18 protein-coding genes are annotated in these 19,757 nt (G+C 69.0%); 7 read left to right on the top strand and 11 right to left on the bottom strand.

All coding sequences use genetic code 11. The features are described 5' to 3' along the window. Nucleotides 1-305: 305 nt before the first annotated feature. Both IEY81_RS19930 and IEY81_RS19925 read left to right on the top strand, forming a co-directional pair. On the top strand, nt 306-683 hold the full coding sequence (locus tag IEY81_RS19930; protein ID WP_189120242.1) for a helix-turn-helix domain-containing protein: 378 nt from the start codon (nt 306-308) through the stop codon (nt 681-683). Nucleotides 684-756: 73 nt separating this feature from the next. Next, nucleotides 757-1,764 carry an NAD-dependent epimerase/dehydratase family protein gene (locus tag IEY81_RS19925; protein ID WP_189120241.1) on the top strand — a complete coding sequence of 336 codons (1,008 nt, stop codon included), beginning with the start codon at nt 757-759 and terminating at the stop codon, nt 1,762-1,764. Nucleotides 1,765-1,767: 3 nt separating this feature from the next. Here IEY81_RS19925 and IEY81_RS19920 read toward each other — a convergent pair whose 3' ends face one another. The 8 genes from IEY81_RS19920 to IEY81_RS19885 form a co-directional block, all read right to left on the bottom strand. Next, entirely contained in the window at nt 1,768-3,870 is a 2,103-nt protein-coding gene (locus IEY81_RS19920) for an FG-GAP-like repeat-containing protein (protein WP_189120240.1), read from the bottom strand. Between the two features lie 238 nt (nt 3,871-4,108). Further along, complete coding sequence (locus tag IEY81_RS19915) at nt 4,109-4,930, bottom strand: ABC transporter ATP-binding protein (RefSeq protein WP_189120239.1); 822 nt, start codon at nt 4,928-4,930, stop codon at nt 4,109-4,111. Further along, nucleotides 4,927-5,826 carry an ABC transporter permease gene (locus IEY81_RS19910; protein ID WP_189120238.1) on the bottom strand — a complete coding sequence of 300 codons (900 nt, stop codon included), beginning with the start codon at nt 5,824-5,826 and terminating at the stop codon, nt 4,927-4,929. Before IEY81_RS19910 ends, IEY81_RS19915 begins: the two co-directional genes overlap by 4 nt. Then, nucleotides 5,810-7,810, bottom strand: a complete 2,001-nt coding sequence (locus IEY81_RS19905; protein WP_189120237.1) for a glycosyltransferase — start codon at nt 7,808-7,810, stop codon at nt 5,810-5,812. The genes IEY81_RS19910 and IEY81_RS19905 overlap by 17 nt, the downstream gene beginning before the upstream one ends. Beyond that, on the bottom strand, nt 7,807-9,000 hold the full coding sequence (gene glf, locus IEY81_RS19900) for a UDP-galactopyranose mutase (RefSeq protein ID WP_189120236.1): 1,194 nt from the start codon (nt 8,998-9,000) through the stop codon (nt 7,807-7,809). Before glf ends, IEY81_RS19905 begins: the two co-directional genes overlap by 4 nt. Nucleotides 9,001-9,049: 49 nt before the next feature. Then, nucleotides 9,050-9,967, bottom strand: a complete 918-nt coding sequence (locus IEY81_RS19895) for a glycosyltransferase (protein ID WP_189120235.1) — start codon at nt 9,965-9,967, stop codon at nt 9,050-9,052. Beyond that, a complete protein-coding gene (locus IEY81_RS19890; protein WP_189120234.1) occupies nt 9,964-10,914 on the bottom strand; it encodes a glycosyltransferase family 2 protein in 951 nt (316 codons plus the stop codon). Before IEY81_RS19890 ends, IEY81_RS19895 begins: the two co-directional genes overlap by 4 nt. Before the next feature lie 74 nt (nt 10,915-10,988). Next, the gene (locus tag IEY81_RS19885; RefSeq protein WP_189120233.1) at nt 10,989-12,494 is read right to left on the bottom strand and encodes an LCP family protein; all 1,506 of its coding nucleotides are present in this window, start codon (nt 12,492-12,494) and stop codon (nt 10,989-10,991) included. Nucleotides 12,495-12,607: 113 nt separating this feature from the next. On the opposite strand from IEY81_RS19885, the gene IEY81_RS19880 reads away from it, so the two are divergent. From IEY81_RS19880 to IEY81_RS19870, 3 genes are all read left to right on the top strand, one after another. Further along, entirely contained in the window at nt 12,608-13,942 is a 1,335-nt protein-coding gene (locus IEY81_RS19880; protein WP_189120232.1) for an LCP family protein, read from the top strand. 95 nt (nt 13,943-14,037) lie between these two features. Beyond that, nucleotides 14,038-14,793, top strand: a complete 756-nt coding sequence (locus tag IEY81_RS19875) for an ABC transporter ATP-binding protein (protein WP_189120231.1) — start codon at nt 14,038-14,040, stop codon at nt 14,791-14,793. Next, the gene (locus IEY81_RS19870) at nt 14,793-15,581 is read left to right on the top strand and encodes an ABC transporter permease subunit (RefSeq protein ID WP_189120230.1); all 789 of its coding nucleotides are present in this window, start codon (nt 14,793-14,795) and stop codon (nt 15,579-15,581) included. The genes IEY81_RS19875 and IEY81_RS19870 overlap by 1 nt, the downstream gene beginning before the upstream one ends. On the opposite strand, the gene IEY81_RS19865 is transcribed toward IEY81_RS19870, so the two are convergent. Both IEY81_RS19865 and IEY81_RS19860 read right to left on the bottom strand, forming a co-directional pair. Beyond that, nucleotides 15,551-16,294 (bottom strand): response regulator, encoded by a 744-nt coding sequence (locus tag IEY81_RS19865; protein ID WP_189120229.1) that lies wholly within the window; start codon nt 16,292-16,294, stop codon nt 15,551-15,553. The genes IEY81_RS19870 and IEY81_RS19865 overlap by 31 nt on opposite strands. Further along, complete coding sequence (locus tag IEY81_RS19860) at nt 16,291-17,433, bottom strand: sensor histidine kinase (RefSeq protein ID WP_189120228.1); 1,143 nt, start codon at nt 17,431-17,433, stop codon at nt 16,291-16,293. Before IEY81_RS19860 ends, IEY81_RS19865 begins: the two co-directional genes overlap by 4 nt. A gap of 219 nt (nt 17,434-17,652) precedes the next feature. Here IEY81_RS19860 and IEY81_RS19855 point away from each other — a divergent pair, with 219 nt between their 5' ends. After that, complete coding sequence (locus tag IEY81_RS19855; protein ID WP_189120227.1) at nt 17,653-18,561, top strand: crotonase/enoyl-CoA hydratase family protein; 909 nt, start codon at nt 17,653-17,655, stop codon at nt 18,559-18,561. Nucleotides 18,562-18,708: 147 nt separating this feature from the next. On the opposite strand, the gene IEY81_RS19850 is transcribed toward IEY81_RS19855, so the two are convergent. After that, nucleotides 18,709-19,206, bottom strand: a complete 498-nt coding sequence (locus tag IEY81_RS19850) for a gluconokinase (RefSeq protein WP_189120226.1) — start codon at nt 19,204-19,206, stop codon at nt 18,709-18,711. Between the two features lie 64 nt (nt 19,207-19,270). Here IEY81_RS19850 and IEY81_RS19845 point away from each other — a divergent pair, with 64 nt between their 5' ends. After that, on the top strand, nt 19,271-19,738 hold the full coding sequence (locus tag IEY81_RS19845; protein ID WP_189120225.1) for an SRPBCC family protein: 468 nt from the start codon (nt 19,271-19,273) through the stop codon (nt 19,736-19,738). The last annotated feature ends 19 nt before the right edge of the window (nt 19,739-19,757 follow it).

Below are 19,757 nucleotides of genomic sequence, written 5' to 3'. Positions count from 1 at the left end.
ACGGATATCTTCGGCATCCTCCGGATTCACCGAAAAATGAAATCGACGTCAGCCCCGAATTCATCATTCGGGACTGACGTCGAGGCGGTTCCCCGGACACCACAGGTGCGGCAGGCTCACGACCACGAGCGGACTGTGCCGTCCGAGGCCGCGGCATGGCCGCAGGCGCGGCCCGCGGTGCCACGAGGGGTGATCGGCGGCCTACAGGCTGTTGAGCAGGTCGATCAACGCCTGGACGAGCTGTTCGAGAATGCCTGGCTCGATCATTCTGAATCTCCTTTCCTAGTGCCCGAGAATCCCTAGAAATGCGAGACGGCCACCGGCAGAGAAAGCGCGTTGCATTCTCCCCCTGTTGCAAACTCGCTGATAAGCAGATTAATCACATTCAGCGCGCGCTGTCCATCAATTCAGCAAATCAACAAAACCAAACCGACGCATTCCAGTGCAATGTCGACCGAAATCGCCGGATTCGCGCGCCGACGCTCAGGTTTGGACGCAGCGAGTCGTCTGCACCCACCGCGGTGCGGGTCGAGCACGCCCGCCGGCTCCTCGAGCGAACGGACCTGTCCGTCGACCAGGTCGCGCACCGGTCCGGTCTCGGCACCGCCGCCAACCTCCGAGAGCGCCTCGCCCAACACACCGGTCTGACGCCCACGGTCTACCGGCGCACCTTCGCGGCATGACGGCCCGACGGACTGGTCGGACAGGTAGAACAACAGGGTTGCGCGGACGCGCCATCCAGCATGGACTGTGCCCATGCAGATACTCGTTCTCGGAGGGACGGCCTGGCTGGGCCGCACGATCACGGCGACCGCACTGGAGCTCGGCCACGAGGTGACCTGCCTGGCCCGGAGCGCGTCGGGGGCAGTCCCCGACGGCGCCGGCTTCGTCCGGGCCGACCGCGACAAGCCCGGTGCCTACGACCAGGTGGCGGAGCAGCGGTGGGACGGTGTGATCGACCTGACCCGGCAGCCCGGCCACGCCAGGGACGCGACCGAGGCCCTGGCCGGCACCACCGACCGGTGGGTGCTGGTCTCGACCGGCAACGTCTACCGCTCGCACGCTCGTCTCGACGACGACGAGACCGCACCGACCCTGGACCCGCTCGAGGCCGACGCGATGGAGTCGTCCGACGACTACGGGCCCGCGAAGGTGGCCTGCGAGCAGGCTGTGCTCGACGTCCTCGGAGACCGCGCGGTCATCGCCCGCGCCGGCCTGATCGGCGGTCCCGGCGACGAGAGCGGCCGCTCGGGCTACTGGCCCTGGCGCTTCGCGCACCCGGCCGACGACTCAGGCTCGGTGCTCGTGCCCGCCTCGGAGATCCAGACCTCGCTGATCGACGTACGCGACCTGGCTGCCTGGATCGTCGGAGCCGCGGCCGGCGAGCACGCGACCGGGGTCTACGACGCGGTCGCCAACCGGATGAGCCTTCCCGACTACCTGAAGGTGGCGCGAGAGGTCGCCGGGCACGAGGGGCCCACGGTGCCGGTGACCGACGCCTGGCTGCTCGAGCAGGGTGTGGCCGAGTGGATGGGGCCGAAGTCGCTCCCCGGCTGGATCGCCGACCCCGACTGGCGGGGGTTCGCCGCCCATCAGGGCGCCCGGATCGCTGCCAACGGCCTCGCCCCGCGTCCGCTGGCGGAGACGCTGCGCGACGTGCTCGCCTGGGAGGAGGCGAGGCCGGAGCCCGGACCCCACGGCGCAGGGCTCAGCGACGAGGAGGAGCAGGCGCTCCTGGCCGCGGCCACGGCTGAGGTGGCGTAGGAGCTAGCCGATCTGGTCGTAACCCCTCACGACGCCCATCTTGACCTTGCGGTCCCAGCCACCGCCCTGGTTGTGCTCGTAGGCGAACCACATACCGTCGGACTTACGGCGCAGCAGCAGGTCGCCGCCGGTGGAGGCACCGCGCAGGTCCTTGGTGGCGAGGATGAAGTCGAAGGCGCTGGTGTCGATGCCGGGGTCGGAGAAGGTGGTCAGCCCGCCGGGGCCGTTGGTGCGGAAGATGAGCAGCTGGTCGGAGCGTTTGAAGATCACCTCGGGCGAGCCGTCGTCGTTGTAGAACCGGCCGGCGCCGATCACCTGGTTCGCCCCGCCCACCCCGCTGCGGAACCGATAGGAGGCTCCCAGCGCCTTGGTGCCCTTCCCCGGCCAGACTCGGATCTCGCCGTTGGGATGCTTGCCGACAAGGTCGGGCCAGCCGTCGCCGGTGATGTCGCCGACCACGTCGATGACGGAGACCGACTGGAAGTTGCGGCCGATGATCACACCGCTCGCGAACGTCTCCGTGCCGTTGCCCCGGTTGACCCGGATGGTGCCGTCGCGGTGGCGGATCAGGATGTCGCCGTCGCCGTCGCGGTCCCAGTCACCGGCGTTCATCAGGGTGGCCGAGCTGCCGCCGATCAGGTTGGTCGCCCGCGGGGTGCCGAACTTGGAGGTGCCGTCGGTGCGGAGCACGAAGATCCGTCCGTCGGAGGCCCGGCGCGCGACCAGGTCGGGATAACCCCGGCCGCTGATCTGCGACTGCAGCTCACGACCGGACCAGCCGGCCTGCTTGGAGCCCGCCTGGGAGCGGATCGTGCTCATCTTGGCGTAGAGGTAGCGACCGGGGCAGGCGGTGGACTTGGTGTCGCGGTGACCCATGATCGCGTGCGAGAAGGTGCGGTCACCGATCTTGGTGGAGCCCTTGTTGCCGCGCACCCCGTGCAGCGACAGCTTCCACGCGAAGAGGGTGCCGAAGGCGTTGACCAGGGCCGCCGGGGGCGAGGCCTTGTCGAAGTTGCCGATCGCCGAGGCGCCGAAGCCGTAGCTGTTGTAGCCCGAGGTGTGGGCGCCGACGACGGGACGGGTGACGCCGCCGTAGCGGCCCTCCCAGATGCGGCCGAACTTGTCGATCAGGAAGTTGTAGCCGAGGTCGCGCCAGCCGCGGCTCTTGACGTGGTAGGTGTAGATGCTCCGGATGATCCCCGGCACCTGCGCCTTGGTGTAGGAGTTGGTGTTGACGGTGTGGTGGACGAACCCGCCCCGGACCACGTGGTAGTCGGGCGGCCCCGACTCCCGGACCCCCTCGTCGGCGCCCCACTGCCGACGGCTGTAGATGGTCGGCTTGGGCGTGTACGCAGCAGCCGACAGCGTCGCCGCCTCTCCAGCGCCCGCCCCGCTGGTGCCCGGGGCGGGCGCAGGCACCTCAGGCGCGTCCTCGGCGCCGGGGTCGATCTCGGGCGACTCGCTGCGCGTCGCCTTCGGGTCGCCGGGCGTGATCACCGCGAGCTTGAGGTCGGCGGGCACCTGAGCGCCATCGAGACGCAGCCGCGTCTGCACCTCGTCGACCTCGCCGACGACGGCCTCCATCGTGCCGGGGCGTGATCCGTCGGCCTCCGCCGAGCCGTCGTCGGGGGCGTGGTCGTCGAGGTGGACGTCCAGCGCCTGCCAGTCGCTCCACGTGCCGTCCACCAGCGTGCGTACGTCGGCCTCGACCGCATCCTCGTCGACGGCCGCTCCGGGCGCCCAGGTGAGCCCGACGGTGCCGAAACCGTCCACCGGCTGCGGCAGGCTGGTGACGGTCACCGTGTCGCTCGCGGATCCGGCCCGCTTCGCCTCCGCGGTGAGCCGGCCGGCGGGCGCGGTCAGCGAGACCTCCTCGAGCCGGGCGTCGACGGCGTCGGTCGGCACCTGGGCCGCCGAGGGCACCGCCACCTGGCTCCCGGAGACCGGGGCCTCCCCCGGCCGGACCACCCTCAGGTCGACGACGGTGCTCGCCGGCACCAGCGCGGCCAGCACGAAGCCGAGCACGAGCAGCTGCTGGGTCGACGCGACGTAGCGCGTGCGGGCGCGTCTGACATCGCCCGTCTCGTCGTGTTCGGCCTGCGACATGTCTGGATCCCCCTGGTTCCGTAACACCAGGGAACATCTTTCACATCAGCAACACAGGTTGGGAAGAGCCCGCGGAGAACTACAGATCTGTAATTCCCCGCGGGCTCCGCAGGTGTAGATCTCGACCCGCTTCGCGGGTTCGCAGGCTCACCCGGCTGCGGGCCCTCCTGAGCTTGTCGAAGGGCTCGCTCGATCTCTTCGCGTTGCGGCCCTGCGACTCCGTCGCAGTGCCACGGGCTCAGACCTCGGCGCCGAGCGCGCTGTCGGCCGCGTCGAGCCTCTTCTGCGCGGCCGACCCCTTGCCGTCGTCCTCACCGTAGTGGAGGAACTCGATGCCCTCGTCGACGTCGCCGTCGAAGACCAGTCGGCCCTTCTCCAGGCAGATCACCCGGTCGCACATCCGCTTCACCGAGCCGGCGGCGTGGCTGACGTAGACCACGGTGCGGCCGCTGTCGCGGATCTCCTCCATCTTCTCCATGCACTTCTTCTTGAAGGGCTTGTCACCGACGGCGAGCACCTCGTCGGCCAGGAAGATGTCGGAGTCGATGTGGACGGCGACCGAGAACCCGAGGCGGGAGTACTGCCCCGAGGAGTAGTTGCCGACCGGGGAGTTGAGGTGGTCGCCGAGCTCGGCGAACCTCACCACGTCGTCGTAGATCGCGGCGGTCTCCTCGGCCGAGAGCCCGTAGATCGCGGCGTTGAGGAAGATGTTCTCCCGTCCGGACAGCTGCGGGTGGAAGCCCGCACCGGTCGCGATCAGGCCGGCGATCTGGCCGCGGGTCTTCACGGTGCCCTCGTCGGGACGCATCACGCCGCTGATCAGCTTCAGCAGGGTGGACTTGCCCGAGCCGTTGAGGCCCATCAGACCCACCGACTCGCCCTGCTTGATCGTGAAGGTGACGTCGTCGAGCGCCTTGAAGGTGTTGGAGACCGCCCGCCCCTTCATCTTGGCGACGGTGATGTCCTTGATGCTGCGGTGGTAGCGGAGCGTGAAGTTCTTGGTGACCCCGTCCACCACGATCGAGTCACTGGCGCCGCCCTGAGCCTGTCGAAGGGTCATGTCAGTCGCTCCGGGATCTTGTTCTCGTGCTTGCTGAAGACCAACTGCGCGATCACCAGCAGCACCAGGGAGGCACCGAACGCGCCCAGGCCGAAGAGCCACAGGTGCTCGGGCAGGTGCTCGGCCGCGGTCTGCTCGGGGTTCTTCGTCACCCCGACCCAGAACGCCTGCTGGAAGAGGAGCACGGCGTCCGAGATCGGGTTGAGCAGGTAGATCCAGGACTTGTCGCCGAGGGCCAGCTCGATCATCGAGAACGGGTACATCATCGGCACGCCGAAGCGGACGTAGTTGGTCAGGATGTTGACCGCGCTGCCGAAGTCACGGAAGAAGACGTTGGCCAGGCTGAAGACCAGCGACAGGGCCGTGCCGAGCGCCATCACGATGCCGAGCGCGAGCAGGAACGACGGGACGGTCTCCCACGTCGGGGTCCAGCCGCTCAGCAGACAGACGACCACCAGGATCAGGGTCGCCGGCACCAGGTGATAGAGCGAGACCAGCATCGAGGCGACCGGGAACATCTCCTTCGGCATCGCCATCTTCTTCAGCAGGCCCTTGTTGCCGAGCAGGGAGCGGGTCCCCGCGCCGAAGGTCTCGGTGAAGAAGTGGACGACGACGAGCCCGGCGAAGAGGTGGACCGGGTAGTTGTCCATCCCCTTGTCGGCGCCCATGATCTTGCCCATGAACAGCCAGTAGACGCAGAACTGCGTCAGCGGGTTGATGTAGGACCAGAAGACGCCCAGGATCGAGTTGGAGTAGCGACCGCTGATCTCCCGCTGCACGAGCAGCTTGAGGAGGTAGCGGCGCTTGAAGACCGAGAGCAGCCCGAGGTTCTCGGCCGGCGGCGCCAGCGGGGCGTCGACGATCCGAACGGGCCGCTCATCAACTCCGGTTGCCATCGGACTCCCTCCACGGCTCGAAGGTCTTCTCCCACGCCTCGGGCGAGGTGAAGTCGCTCAGCTTGGAGCGGTACTCCTCGGCGAGCTTGGGCCAGCGACGCTTGAGCTGACGGTGGATCTTGATGGTGTCCTTCAACATCTGGTTGAAGAGCTTCTTGTCCCGGCGGTAGAAGGCAGCACCCTGCTGGTCGTTCATCGACACGATGGCGCTGTCGTACTTGGTGATCCGGTACCACTGGTTGTCCATCGCGGCGAGCTCGGCCTCGGGGAACTCCTTGGAGAGCTCGCGCGGCTTGAGGAGCTGACGGATCGGCGCCTTGAGCGCGGCCAGCTTCACCTCGCGGCTGGTCGGGACCTCGGTGTCCTCCTTGCCCTTGCGCGGCGGCTTGTGGCGGCGTACGGGCGGGAACTCGTCACGGTCGGCCTTGAGCTGCGCGTCCGGGTACTCCTTGACCATCTCGCGCACGGCCGGCAGCTGGGTCGCGAGGGTCTCGTGGAGCTTCTCGGGACCGGCGAGCACGTCGAGCAGCGCCTGGTGGCGCAGCATCACGGTGGAGTACTGCATCGAGACCAGGTGCTTGATCTGGTGGGAGAACGACTCGGTGACCATCCGGCCGCCGTCGTCATAGATCGAGTGCAGCAGCGCGGCGACGAAGCGGTTGCGCTGGTGGAAGTAGGACTGCCAGTCGAGGGCGTCGTTCTTGTCGGTCCACGGGACGTGCCACACTGCCGCGCCCGGGAACGAGACCGTCGGGAAACCGGCGGCCTTGGCGCGCAGGCCGTACTCGGAGTCGTCCCACTTGATGAAGACGGGCAGCGAGAGCCCGATCTCCTCGATCACCTTGCGCGGGATCAGGCACATGAACCAGCCGTTGAAGTCCACGTCGACGCGCTTGTGCAGCCAGCGGGTCGAGCGCAGGTTGCGGGCGCCGAAGTCCCAGTCGCCGTGGACGCCGGGAGCCGACTGCCACCAGAACCGCCACGGCTGGACGATCTCGCCGTAGGAGTGCAGGCGCGACTTCGCGTAGAGCGAGAACATGTGGCCGCCGACGATGGTGGGCCGCTTGGCGAGGTCACCGAAGGTGACCGCGCGGATGATGCCCTCGGGCTCGCAGACGACGTCGTCGTCCATCATCAGGGCGTACGTCGCGGTGCCCTTGCGCAGCGACTCGAGCTGACCGCGGGCGTAGCCGCCGGAGCCACCGAGGTTGCCCTGCTCGATGATGTGGAGCAGGTCGCCCAGGGCCTTCTCGGCCGCGGGGAACTCGACGTCGTCGACGACCTTCTTGGTGCCCTGCTCCATCACGAAGACGGTGTCGAGGTAGGGGCGCAGCGCCTCGTCCTCGCCCATCTGCGCGAGCAGCTTGGCGCAGAAGTCGGGCTTGTTCATGGTGGTGACGCAGACGTCGACGGTGCCGTGCTGGGCACGGTCGTCGGGAACCTCCGCGGTCCACTCGGCCGAGGTGATCACGGCGTCCTCGTCGGAGGCGACCACGTCGTACCAGTACCAGCCGCCGTCGACGAACGGCTTCAGCGGCAGGTCGAAGGTGAAGGTGCCCTCGGGGTCGGTGCCGGTGTCTGCGGCGTCGACGCGCTGGGAGCGGCCGTTGGCCATCGACTTGTAGACGATGACGCTCGCGCCGCGGCCGGTGAGGGAGACGGTCAGCTTCACCGAGTCGACCACGGTGTGCCGGCGCCAGTAGCTGGCCGGGAACGCGTTGAAGTAGGTGCCGAGCGAGAGCCGCTCGCTCTTCTGGATCCGCAGCGCGGTGCGCGACTCGATCTGGTCGGGGTGGATCTGGGTGCCGTCGTTGATCGACTGACGGATCTGCGCGTTGTTGAGCGCCTGGGCCGTCTTGTCCGAGCCGACCTCGTACTTGTCGGCGTCGAGGATGGCGGCCTGGTTGTCGACGTAGAGCGGGAGTACGTCGGAGTCACGGTCCAGGGGCAGGATCTGCCGCTGGAGCAGTCGGGTCACGCTCATTCGTCAACGCCTCCGGAGGTGAGCGGGGTGCCGTCCTCGAAGTGAGGACGGAGCTTGTTCTCGAACATGGTGAGCGCGGACGCGATCGCCATGTGCATGTCCAGGTACTTGTAGGTGCCGAGGCGGCCGCCGAAGAGCACCATCGGCTCCTTCTTGGCCAGGTCCCGGTAGACCAGGATCTTCTCGCGGTTGTCGGCGGTGTTGATCGGGTAGTAGGGCTCGTCGCCCTCCTGGGCGAAGCGGCTGTACTCCCGCACCACGATCGTCTTGCCGGGCTTGTAGCGGTCGGCACGCTCGGGGTGGAGGTGCTTGAACTCGAGCTCGCGGGTGAACGGGACCTCGAGGTCGTTGGCGTTGATCACGCCGGTGCCCTGGTAGTCGTCGACGTCCAGCGTCTCGGACTCCAGGTCGACGGTGCGCCAGGAGAGCTTGCCGGCGGAGAAGCCGAAGTACTCGTCGACCGGGCCGGTGTAGACGATCGGGACCTTGCCCTTGAAGTCGTCGATGACCGAGAAGAAGTCGGTGTCGAGCATGACCTCGATGTTGGGGTGGTCGGCCATCCGCTTCAACCACGCGGTGTAGCCGTCGACCGGCAGACCCTCGTACTTGTCGTTGAAGTAGCGGTTGTCGAAGGTGTAGCGGACCGGGAGCCGGGTGATGATGTCCGGCGAGAGCTCGGTCGGGTCCTTCTCCCACTGCTTGGCGGTGTAGCCCTTGATGAAGGCCTCGTAGAGGGGACGGCCGATCAGCGAGATCGCCTTCTCCTCCAGGTTGGTGGCGTCCTCGGTGTTGAACTCGGCAGCCTGCTCCGCGATCAGCGCGCGGGCCTCGTCGGGGGTGTGCGACTTCCCGAAGAACGAGTTGATCAGCGCGAGGTTCATCGGCAGGGAGTAGACCTGCCCCTTGTAGCGACCGAACACCTTGTGCTTGTAGTCGGTGAAGTCGGTGAACCTGCGCACGTAGTTCCACACCTTCTCGTTCGAGGTGTGGAACAGGTGGGTGCCGTACTTGTGCACCTCGATGCCGGTCTCCTCGTCGAACTCGGAGTAGGCGTTGCCACCGATGTGGGAGCGGCGCTCGATGATGAGCACCTTCTTGTCCAGCTCGGCGGCCGCACGCTCGGCGATGGTCAGGCCGAAGAGGCCGGAGCCGACGACGACGAGGTCAGGAGTGGTTTCAGGGAAGGACACGATCGCTCAGTCTAGGTCTCTGTGGGTTGAGGGTCGGACGGGAGTTCGGTCAGGCGGGTGGGACGGTGCCGGACTTGGGCAGGGATCGCATGCCGCGCGCAGCGCGCAGGGCCTTGATCACGTTGACGGCCTCGTGCTTGCCGCCGCGAAGCGGGCTGAGGAGGACCACAGCCGCGGTGATGAGCCAGGGCTTGAGACGTACGAGGACGTTCTCGCCGTAGCGCAGGTGGACGACGAAGAAGTTGCGGTACATGTAGAAGCCCTTCCAGCCGGCCAGGTCGTGCTGCTGGCTGAAGTCGAGCTGCCGCACGAGCACCGCGTCGCGTACGGCCCAGATGGTGCGGCCGGAGCGACGGGCGCGGATCGCGAGGTCCACGTCGTCGTAGAAGATGAAGTAGGAGGGGTCGGGCAGGCCGATCTCCTCCAGGACGGTGCGGCGGATCATGAAGCCCTCGAAGGCGACGTTCTCCACCGGGACCCGCTCCGGGAGTGCGTCACGGGTCGGGTAGGTGTCCATGACCGAGGCGGTCTTCGGCTTGATCGCGAGCGGGTTGCGCAGGTCGAACTTCAGCGCGGCCAGCTCGATCAGGTCACCGTTGCGGTCCTCGCGCACCGAGAAGAGGCAGTCCTCGTCCTGGGCGAGCAGCACCTCGAGGCAGTCGTGGGCCGGGACGACGTCGTCGTCGATCAGGTAGAGCCGGTCCCAGCCCTGCTCGACGGCGGCCTTGGTGCCGAGGTGGAAGCCACCGGCGCCGCCGAGGTTCTCCGGGCTGTCGATGATCTGCAGGTTTGGCGTGATCGCCTCGGCCAGCACCTGCGCGGTGTGGTCGGTGGAGGCGTTGTTGACCACGATCACCGCATCGGCGGGCTGGTCGAGCTTGGTGAGCCCGTCGAGCAGCCCGCGCAGCATGTCGGCGCGGTTGTAGGTGACGACGACGATCGCGACCGTCTCACGGGTGGTGCTCAACGAAGGAACCTCTCGTGTCCAGTGAAGTCCCCCCGGACAGCCGCCCACCATGCCTGCGCAGAGAGCCGGATCCGCTTCGGCTGCGGCTTGGTGAGCAGGTAGAACCATAGAGTCTTCGCCACGAAAGCCAAAGCGAAGGGCCACCCTCGGTAGTCGCGCAGGTTGAGCAGGTTGTTGCGTGCCATGCAGTAGTGCTTCAGGTCGCTCGGCGTGTGGTTGTACGTCGCCCTCCCCCACGCCATCGGGGTGCCGAGGTCACCCACGGCCGGGTGGCGCACCTGAGCGCCGACGACGGTCGCGATCCGGGCGCCGGCCTTCTCGGCGCGCAGGCGGTATTCGTGGTCGTCGCCCCAGATGAAGTACTCCGCCCGGGGATAGCCGATCCGCTCCACGAGGTCGCGGGTGACCAGCACGCCGTTGAACGGGATCACGATGTCCTTGATCAGCCCGTCGGTGGCGGCCTCCTCCACGTCGCGCAACTGGTGGACGACCTTGGAGCGGCCGGGGAGCCGGATCGGGAAGACGAGGCGGCCGGGGTCACCCTCGTCGACGACGAGCGGCCCCCAGAAGTCGAGGTCGGTCTGCTTGAGCAGCAGGGCCAGGCAGTCTGGGTCGGGCAGGCCGTCGTCGTCCATCAGCCAGACCAGGTCGGCGCCGCGCTCGATCGCCGTCTCCAGGCCGTCGTGGAAGCCGCCGGCGCCGCCGCTGTTGCGCTCCAGGGTGCGGGCGACCACCGGGACCGCGCGGCGTGGGCTCGAGTCCGTCGAGGCCGCGTCGGCTCCGTCGAGCTCGGCCAGCCACTGCGACGTACCGTCGGTGGAGGCGTTGTCGATGACGATCACCTCGTCGAGGCCGTCGACGCCGTCGAGCCGCTCCAGCAGTCGCTGCAGCAGCTCGAGACGGTTGTAGGTCACCACGACGGCGGCGACGCGTTTGCTCCCTGGCACGGATCCAGACTAGCCGCGACCGCGGGGTATCCCGGGAATCAGCGAGTCGCTGTAACCACCCGTTGATGAGCTGTTCAGCACGCCGATGCGAGGTCGTCGGTCGCGTTGGCCTGGTAGCCCTTGTTGCGCGAGCCCAGGGCGCCGCCGGTCACCGGACCGCCCTTCTCGGCGCCGGCCTCGGGGCCGCCGTCGTCCTTCTTCGCGGGGGCCTTGGTCTCGCCGTCGTCGGGCGAGGCGCTCTCCGACTTGAAGGCCTCCTCCTTCTTGGGTGTGGCCTTCTTCACGGCCTTGCGCACCTGCGCGTGGATGTCGGACATGTCCGGGTCGGCGGTGTTGATGAGCGGCGGCACCAGCGAGAGCGTCGAGATCTTCTGCGACTTCGCCTTCAGCGCCAGCGTCGAGAACCGTTCGATCTCACCCGGCGGGACGGTGGTGGTGATCGTGGAGCTGGTCGCCTTCGCGACCTCCTGGTAGTGGCGTACGACGTCGGCCGGGCTGGTCTGCTGCAGGATCGCGTTCAGCACGCACTTCTGGCGGGCCATCCGGGAGTAGTCGTCGGAGTCGTGGCGGGCTCGGGCGTACCAGAGGGTCTCCCAGCCGTCGAGCTTCTTCGTGCCGGGCTCGATGTGGGTGTAGAACTTGTCCGACGGCAGGCCGACCGGGATCGGCTGGCGGACGTTGAGGGTCACTCCCCCGATCGCGTCCACGATCTCCTGGAAACCGTTGAGGTCGACGATCGCGTAGTAGCTGATCTGCAGGTCGGTGATGCCCTCGACCGCGTCGATCGTCGCGGCCATGCCGGGGTGGTCCTCGTCCTCGTAGAGGTCCTTGTGGTCCTCGGCCCAGGTGCTGACCCCGTTGAGGTAGCAGCCGTCGCAGTCGAAGCCGCGCGGGAACTCCTCGTCCATCGGGGAGCCCTTGGCGAAGGTGAAGTTCTGCATGTTGCGGGGCAGCCCGATGAGGACGGTGCGCCCGGTCACGGCGTCGATCGAGGCGACCGTGAGGGAGTCGGGACGCAGGCCCCAGCGGGTCTTGCCGCCGTCGGAGTCGGCACCGGCGAGCAGGATGTTGAACCGGCCGTTGTGGGCCTCGGCGGCCTCGGCGCCGGCGAAGATCGTCTCGACCATGCCCTTGTGGACGCCGACCAGGTGGGCGCCGAAGATGAGGGTCGCGGCCACCGAGAAGGCGAGCGCACCGTTGATGGCCACGACGATGCGGCGCTGCTTGAGCTCGAGCTCCAGCGGACGGCCCAGGCGCCAGGCGTCGATGAAGAGCGCCGCCCAGGCGATGGCTCCGGCGATGAGGCCGACGCGGAAGACGCCCAGCAGCCACGGGGTGGTGCCGAGCCGGAAGATCAGGCCGTGCCACACCAGGGAGATCAGGAAGACCAGCCCGCCGGTGATGACGAGGCCGATGACGGTCCAGATCGCGATCCGACCGACGCGGCGGTTGCCGGCGACGAGCTGGGCCGAGCCGGGCAGGAGCAGCGTGATCAGCAGCAGCGCCATGGCGCGACGGAACCGCACGCGCGAAGCGCGCTCGGCGGCCGTGCGCTGGGGCCGGTAGTTCTGATCAGCCATCTGAGGTCCCTCGTGTGAAGAGTTTGCAACGCCAGTATCACCAGTCACACGAGTAACAGGGTGGTGCGACGCGCCGACTAACTTTAGCGGCCCGGCACGGTACGTTTGAGCGCATGCCAAACCCCCGCAACCCTGGCAACCCTGGCAACCCGCACGATCCCCGGTCGCAGCAGTACGGCTGGGCGTACGGCGGTGGCCAGCCTGATCGGTCCCAGGGACCGGAGCCGACCAACGTGATGCCGACCGCTCCTCGCCCGTCCTCCGGCCCACCGCCGCAGGCACCGCGACGCGGCGGCTACGACCGACCGCTGCCCCAGCCCGGCCAGATCGCGCCGACGCCGGACCAGTACGGCAACCAAGGTTACGGCCAGGGTTACGACCAGGGCTGGAGCCAGCCGAACGAGTACGGCGGCCGCGGCGGCAACGGTGGCTACGGGGGTCCGGGTGATGGCTACGGCGGCGGTCGCGGGGGCCGCCAGCCGAGGCCGAAGAAGCGCCACCCGTTCCGCAAGCTCGTCGCCATCGTGATGATCCCGGTGCTGATCCTGGTCGGCGCGGTCGCCTGGATCGGCATCTCGGCGTGGAACAAGGTCGAGAAGGTCCCCTACGAGCCGACCGCCGGCGAGCGGCCCGCGGAGCAGAAGGGCACGACCTACCTCATCGTCGCCAGCGACTCCCGCGAGGGCCTGACCGCCGAGGAGAAGAAGAAGCTCCACACCGGCGACGCCGCAGGGCGGCGCACCGACACGATCAAGCTGATGCACACCGGTGCCGGCAAGACGGTCGTCGTGACGCTCCCTCGCGACTCGCTCGTACCGATCCCCGGCCACGGCACCACCAAGATCAACGCCGCCTTCGCCTACGGCGGGCCCGAGCTGCTGGTGCAGACGATCGAGCAGAACACCGGCGTCCACATCGACGAGTACGTCGAGATCGGCATGGGCGGTCTCGTCCGGCTGGTCGACGGCGTCGGGGGCGTCGAGATCTGCCCCGAGAAGAAGATGAAGGACAAGCTGGCCGGCCTCGACATCGAGAAGGGGTGCCAGGACGTCGACGGCGCCACGGCGCTCGCCTACGCCCGCTCCCGTCACGCGGTCTCGACCGGTGACCTGGGGCGCGGGGCCAACCAGACCGAGGTCATCTCCGCGATCGGCAAGAAGGCCACCAACCCCGGCACGGTCCTCAACCCGTTCAAGCTCGCCGAGATGGGCAAGGGCGCCGAAGGTCTCAAGGTCGGCGAGGGCATGAGCGTCATCGGGGGTGCGAAGTTCCTGTGGGCGTTCAAGGCGCTCGCCGGCGGATCCGCGATGACCTGCGGCGTCCCGATCAGCGACTTCGCGGTCCACTGGCGCAAGGAGGACGCGCAGACGATGTTCGGCCACATCAAGGCCGACACCACCGACCAGATCCCAGCGGACATCTGCACGCCGACGGGTCTGCCCGAGTAGTACGTCGCGCCTCGCCGTCCCTACTGACCATCGTCAGTAGGGACGGCTGCTTTTCGTCCACTGTGCCCGGCCGCGCGCGTCCCTAGGTTCGAGGCATGATCACTTTGGACCACCTGACCAAGAGATACGGAGCGACCACCGCGGTCGACGATCTCACCCTGCAGATCCAACCCGGCCGGGTCACCGGCTTCCTCGGCCCCAACGGCGCCGGCAAGTCCACCACGATGCGGATGATCCTCGGGCTGGACCGGCCGACCTCGGGCACCGCCCTGATCGACGGTCGTCCGTACGTCGCACTGCGTCGCCCCCTGCGCGAGGTCGGCGCCCTGCTGGACGCCAACGCCGTGCACCCCGGCCGCCAGCTGCGTACGCATCTGGTGGCGATGGCGCGGAGCAACTCGATCCCGGTGGCCCGGGTCGACGAGGTGCTCGAGCGCGTCGGCCTCGCAGGCGTCGCCCGGCGGCGGGCCGGCAACCTCTCGCTCGGGATGAGCCAGCGGCTCGGGATCGCGGGCGTGCTGCTCGGCGACCCGCAGGTGATGCTCTTCGACGAGCCGGTCAACGGGCTCGACCCCGACGGGGTGATGTGGATCCGGAAGCTGCTGAGGTCGCTCGCCGCGGAGGGGCGGACGGTCCTGGTCTCCAGCCACCTGATGAGCGAGATGCAGCAGACCGCCGACCATCTGATCGTGATGGGCCGCGGGCAGCTGCTCGCGGACGACTCGATGGCCTCGTTCGTCGCCGGGCACGGGTCGCTCGAGGAGGCGTACTTCCGGCTGACCGCTGGGAGCGTCGAATACACGGGCCGAAGCGAAGCCCGGGGCGATCGAGCAGGGACGGAGGTCTTCTGATGCTGAGCTCGTTCCTGGCAGTGGTCTCGTCCGAGTGGACCAAGCTCTGGTCTGTGCGTTCGACGTGGTGGTGCCTGATCGGCGCGGTCGCGCTGATGACGCTCTACTCGGTGCCGCTGGGCTTCGACGCCGCCGAGCCGAACCCGGCCCTGTCGCACGCCGACCAGCTCCTCCACGTCGAGGAGGTCGCCACCGCGGGACTGCTGTTCACCCAGTTCGCGCTGATCGCGCTGGCTCTGCTGACGGTGACCTCGGAGTACGCCTCCGGCAGCATCCGCACGACGCTGCAGTGCGAGCCGCGGCGCGGCCGGGTGCTGGTCGCCAAGCTGGTGGTCGTCGAGGTGGTCGCGCTCGTCTCCGGTGGCCTGCTCGCGTTCCTGGGAGCCGGTCTCGGCTATCTGACCGCCGGTGGCTACGGCGTCTTCGACCTCTCCGCGGTGGCCGAGGTCGCCGGCAGGGTCAGCGTCTACATGGGTGCTGTCGTCGCGTTGGCCGTCGGGCTCGCGGTCGGGCTGCGCAGCACCGCCGGCGCGCTGGTGGTGGCCTTCCTGGCGCTCTTCCTGTTGCCAATGGTGCTGATCATGAGCGGGATGGACCTGATGACCGAGGTCTCCTACTACCTGCCGGGCACGGCGGGCACGGAGTACCTCGGCATCGGGATCGCGACCCTCTTCGGTCTCGGCGACGACCTGCCCTACGACGGCACCGGCGGGCTCGGGCTGCTGGCCGGTTGGGCCGTGGTCACGCTCCTCGCCGGCTATCTGGTGTTCCGTCGGCGCGACGCCTGATCGGCCCCGGTCGAGCTTGTCGAGACCCCGTCACCGACGGTCTCGACAAGCTCGACCACCGTGAGGCCGGCCTCGTGAGCGAGGACCGCCGCCTGCACCCGGTTGCGTACGCCGAGACGACCGAAGGCGCTGCTCAGATAGGCCTTGACGGTGCCCTCCACCAGATGGAGCCGGGCACCGATCTCGGCGTTGGAGAGCCCGGCGCCGACCAGCGCCATCACGTCGCGCTCGCGGTCGGTGAGTCCGGCGACCTTGGCCCTCGCCTCTGCCGCCCGCGACATCCGGTCACCGCCGCCCGCCCCCAGCTCGGCGATGACCCGCTGGGCGACCCGCGGGGAGAGGAAGGCCGCGCCATCGGCGACCGCATGCACCCCGGCGAGCAGCTCGCGCGGGTCGCCGGACTTCAGCAGGAAGCCGCTCGCGCCGTCGCCGAGGGCCCTGGCGATGTAGGCATCCTCCGAGAAGGTGGTCAGCATGACTCGGGCGGTCTCCGGAGACGTTCGCGCGATCTCCGCCGCTGCAGCCAGGCCGTCCAGGCGCGGCATCCGGACATCGAGCAGCGCGACGTCAGGCCGGTGGCGCTGGGCGGCATCGACTGCTTCGCGGCCGTCGGCGGCCTCGGCGACGACCTCGATCTGCTCGTCGGTCTCCAGGATCGCGCGCACGCCGGCGCGCACCATCGCCTCGTCGTCGGCGAGCAGCACCCGGATCACAGCGCCGCCTCGTGGTGCTCGGCCTCGAACCGGGGCCCGGCAGCAGGCAGGTCGGCCACGACCTCGAAGCCCCCGCCCGGGACAGGCCCGTGGCGCAGTGTGCCGCCGGCGGCGCGCGCCGCCTCCTCCAGCCCGACCAGCCCCAGTCCGGAGGTGGCCCCGGCCCGCGGCGGCAGGGTCGCCGGCCCGTTGGTCACCGCCAGGCGTACGCCGCCGGGCTCCAGCGTCTCCACCGAGACCGTCACCGACGACCCGGGTGCGTGCCGGGCCGCGTTGGTGAGCGCCTCCTGGACGATCCGGTGCGCGGCAGCCTCACGCACGGGCGGGGTGCCGGGCCGCTCGTCCAGCGAGCCCTCCAGGCGTACGTCCATGCCGGAGTCCCGGGCGCGCTCGACCAGGCCGGCGATGCCGGCACCGGCCGGGAGCAGCGGCGCTGCCTCGGACGGCGGGCGGAGGACCCCGACGATCTCGCCGAGCCGCTCGGTGGCACCGCCCGCAGCGGAACGGATGGCGCCCGCGGCGCGCTGATGGGTCTCGGAGAGCCCGGGCGCGACCTCGAGGGCTCCGGCGCGGAGCGCGATCAGACTGAGCTCGTGGCCCAGCGAGTCGTGCATCTCCTGGGCGATCCGGCCACGCTCGGCCAGGTGGGCCTGCGCGATCGCGGTGGAGTGGTTGTGAGCGACCTGACGCAGGTAGCGACCGCTCAGCCAGGGCAGGCCCATGAAGACGGCCATGTTGCCCACCAGCGCCGCTCTCGGACCGCCGTTGACGACGGCGTCCAGGACTGTCAGCACCACCACCGCGGCACCCACCACCGCCACCGGCGGCCACGCCGGGTCCGCACCGCGGCCGACCAGGAAGCTCACCAGCACCGCGAACCCGACGTAGCTGATCAGGATCCAGCCGTTGTTGATCACGACGGTGCCCCCGGCCAGCGCGCACACGAGCGCGGCGGCGACCGCCGGAAGGCGTCGGTGCAGCCACATGGTGAGTGCGACACAGAGGACCCCGGCCGCCGCCGACCAGGCCGGCCACTCCGGGTGCCCGGCGCCGCTCATGTAGAGATGCTCGCCGAGCACCGCCACGACCAGCAGGGCCGAGATGATCCCGAGGGCGGGAGTGGACCGCAGCAGACTCACGCTGATCACGGTACTTGCGGGGTCGTGCGGGGCGTACCGACTTTCGACAGTACGGCGGGGACGACCGGAAACGCGATCGGGGTCTCGACAAGCTCGACCTCCAGGGCTTCGGGTCTCGACAAGCTCGACCACCGGGGCTCCCGGGCTCCGGGGCTCGACAGGCTCGGCCTGCGGACACTCGGTCTCGACAAGTTCGGCGTCCGGTGCAGACTGGGGGCCATGGCTTACGAGACCCTGACCTTCGACGTGGACGCCGACGGGATCGCGCTCCTGACCCTCAACCGTCCGGACGCGCTCAACTCGTTCACGGTGACGATGGCGCGCGAGCTGGAGGAGGTCTTCACCACTGACGCGATGGCCGACGAGGTGCGCGCGGTGGTCGTGACCGGTGCCGGGCGGGCGTTCTGCGCGGGGATGGACCTCACCGCCGAGGGCAATGTGTTCGGTCTGGACGAGACGCTGCAGCCGACCCCGGAGAAGCTCGCCGAGCATCTGGCGGACCCCGACAAGCACCCCGAGTACGCCGAGGGCGTACGCGACACCGGCGGCAAGGTCACCCTGGCGATCCACGCGCTCCCCAAGCCGGTGATCGCCGCGGTCAACGGTCCGGCGGTCGGGATCGGCGCCACGATGCTGTGTGCGATGGACGCGCGGCTCGCCTCCTCCAAAGCCAAGATCGGCTTCGTCTTCGGCAAGCTCGGCATCGTCCCCGAGGCCTGCTCGTCCTACTTCCTGCCTCGCGTCGTGGGCGTACCGCTCGCGCTGGAGTGGCTCTACACCGCGGAGATCCTCGATCCCGACCAGGCCCTCGAAGGCGGGCTGGTGCGCAGCATCCACCTGCCCGACGAGCTGGTGCCCGCCGCCATCGAGCTGGCCCGCCGGTTCACCCGCAACCGGTCCGCGGTCGGCACCGCGCTCGTGCGCCAGCTGGTCACCCGCAACTCCGCCGCCCGCCATCCCCTCGACGCGCACCTGGCCGACTCGCTGGCGATGTTCTACGCCTCGGTCGGCGACGGCAAGGAGGGCGTCGCGGCGTTCCTGGAGAAGCGCACCCCGGAGTTCACCTCGAAGGCGTCCGAGGTGCCGGACGTCTTTTTTTACGCGCTGACCTGCAAGGACAGCAGGTAATCCCCTGTTCTGCCGGGGCATCCTGGGTTACCGTCGAAAGTGGGCCCGCCCGCTGGTCCCTCACCCGGGTGTGGCCGCGGCCGGCACGCAGTGCCCAACCCGAGATGGGCGCGTGTCGGCCGCCTCTCGGCGCCGACATGGGCCTTCTCAGGCGCCGGTGCGCTCTGCGTACTCCTCGACGATCTTGTCGACCGGCTGGTCGACGTCGATGACGATCCCGGCCTCGTCGTCCTCGAGCGGCTCCAGGGTCTTGAACTGGCTGTCGAGGAGCGAGGCCGGCATGAAGTGGCCCGGCCGGCTGGCCTGCCGTCGGGCGATGACCTCGCGGGTGCCCTGCAGGTGCAGGAACGTCACCTCCGGGTGATGCCGGCGCAGCTGGTCGCGGTACTTCCGCTTCAGCGCCGAGCAGCTCATCACCCCGCCGCGCTCGGCGTGCCGGGCGAGCCAGTCCCCCACCGCCTCCAGCCACGGGAAGCGGTCGTCGTCGTCCAGCGCGATCCCGGCCGTCATCTTCTCGATGTTCGCCGGCGGGTGCAGGTCGTCGGCATCCTCGTAGGGCACCCGCAGCCTTCCTGCGATCGCCGCCCCGACCGTCGACTTCCCCGACCCCGAGACACCCATCACGACCAGCACCGGTTTCGCCATCACGACCTCCCTGTCGCCGCACTCTGCGCGACCTCGACCATCACGCTACTGCCATGCTTGGCGCATGACCCTGCATCTGGAAGCATCCCGCGCCATCCCGGTGGAGCACGAAAAGGCGCTGGACCTCGTCCTGCCCGCTCCGCTGCCGAAGATCTTCGGTCGCCGGTACGCCGCGATCACCCCGATCGCGGAGGTCCGTGACCAGGCCGGCGCCTGGGACTCCGCCGGCGAGACCCGCACGATCGTCCTCGCCGACGGCGCCACGATGCGCGAGACGCTGACCTCGATCGACCGACCGTCGACGTTCACCTACGAGATCACGCCGCTCTCCGGCCCGCTCGGCCTCCTCGTCGGCCATGTCGAGGGCCGCTGGTCCTTCGTCCCTGCCGGCACCGGCACCCGGGTCACGTGGTCCTGGGACGTCACCCCGGCCTCCCGCGCGGCGTCGTTCGCGATGCCTGTCTTCGGGTGGATGTGGAGGGGGTACGCGCGGCAGAGCTTGGAGGATCTGGAGGAGCTGCTTCTTTCGTGACTCTTCCTTTGGCGTGCTG

This window comes from Nocardioides luteus (assembly GCF_014648595.1).
Taxonomy (GTDB): domain Bacteria; phylum Actinomycetota; class Actinomycetes; order Propionibacteriales; family Nocardioidaceae; genus Nocardioides; species Nocardioides luteus.
This window is presented reverse-complemented; position numbering and strand designations above follow the sequence as displayed.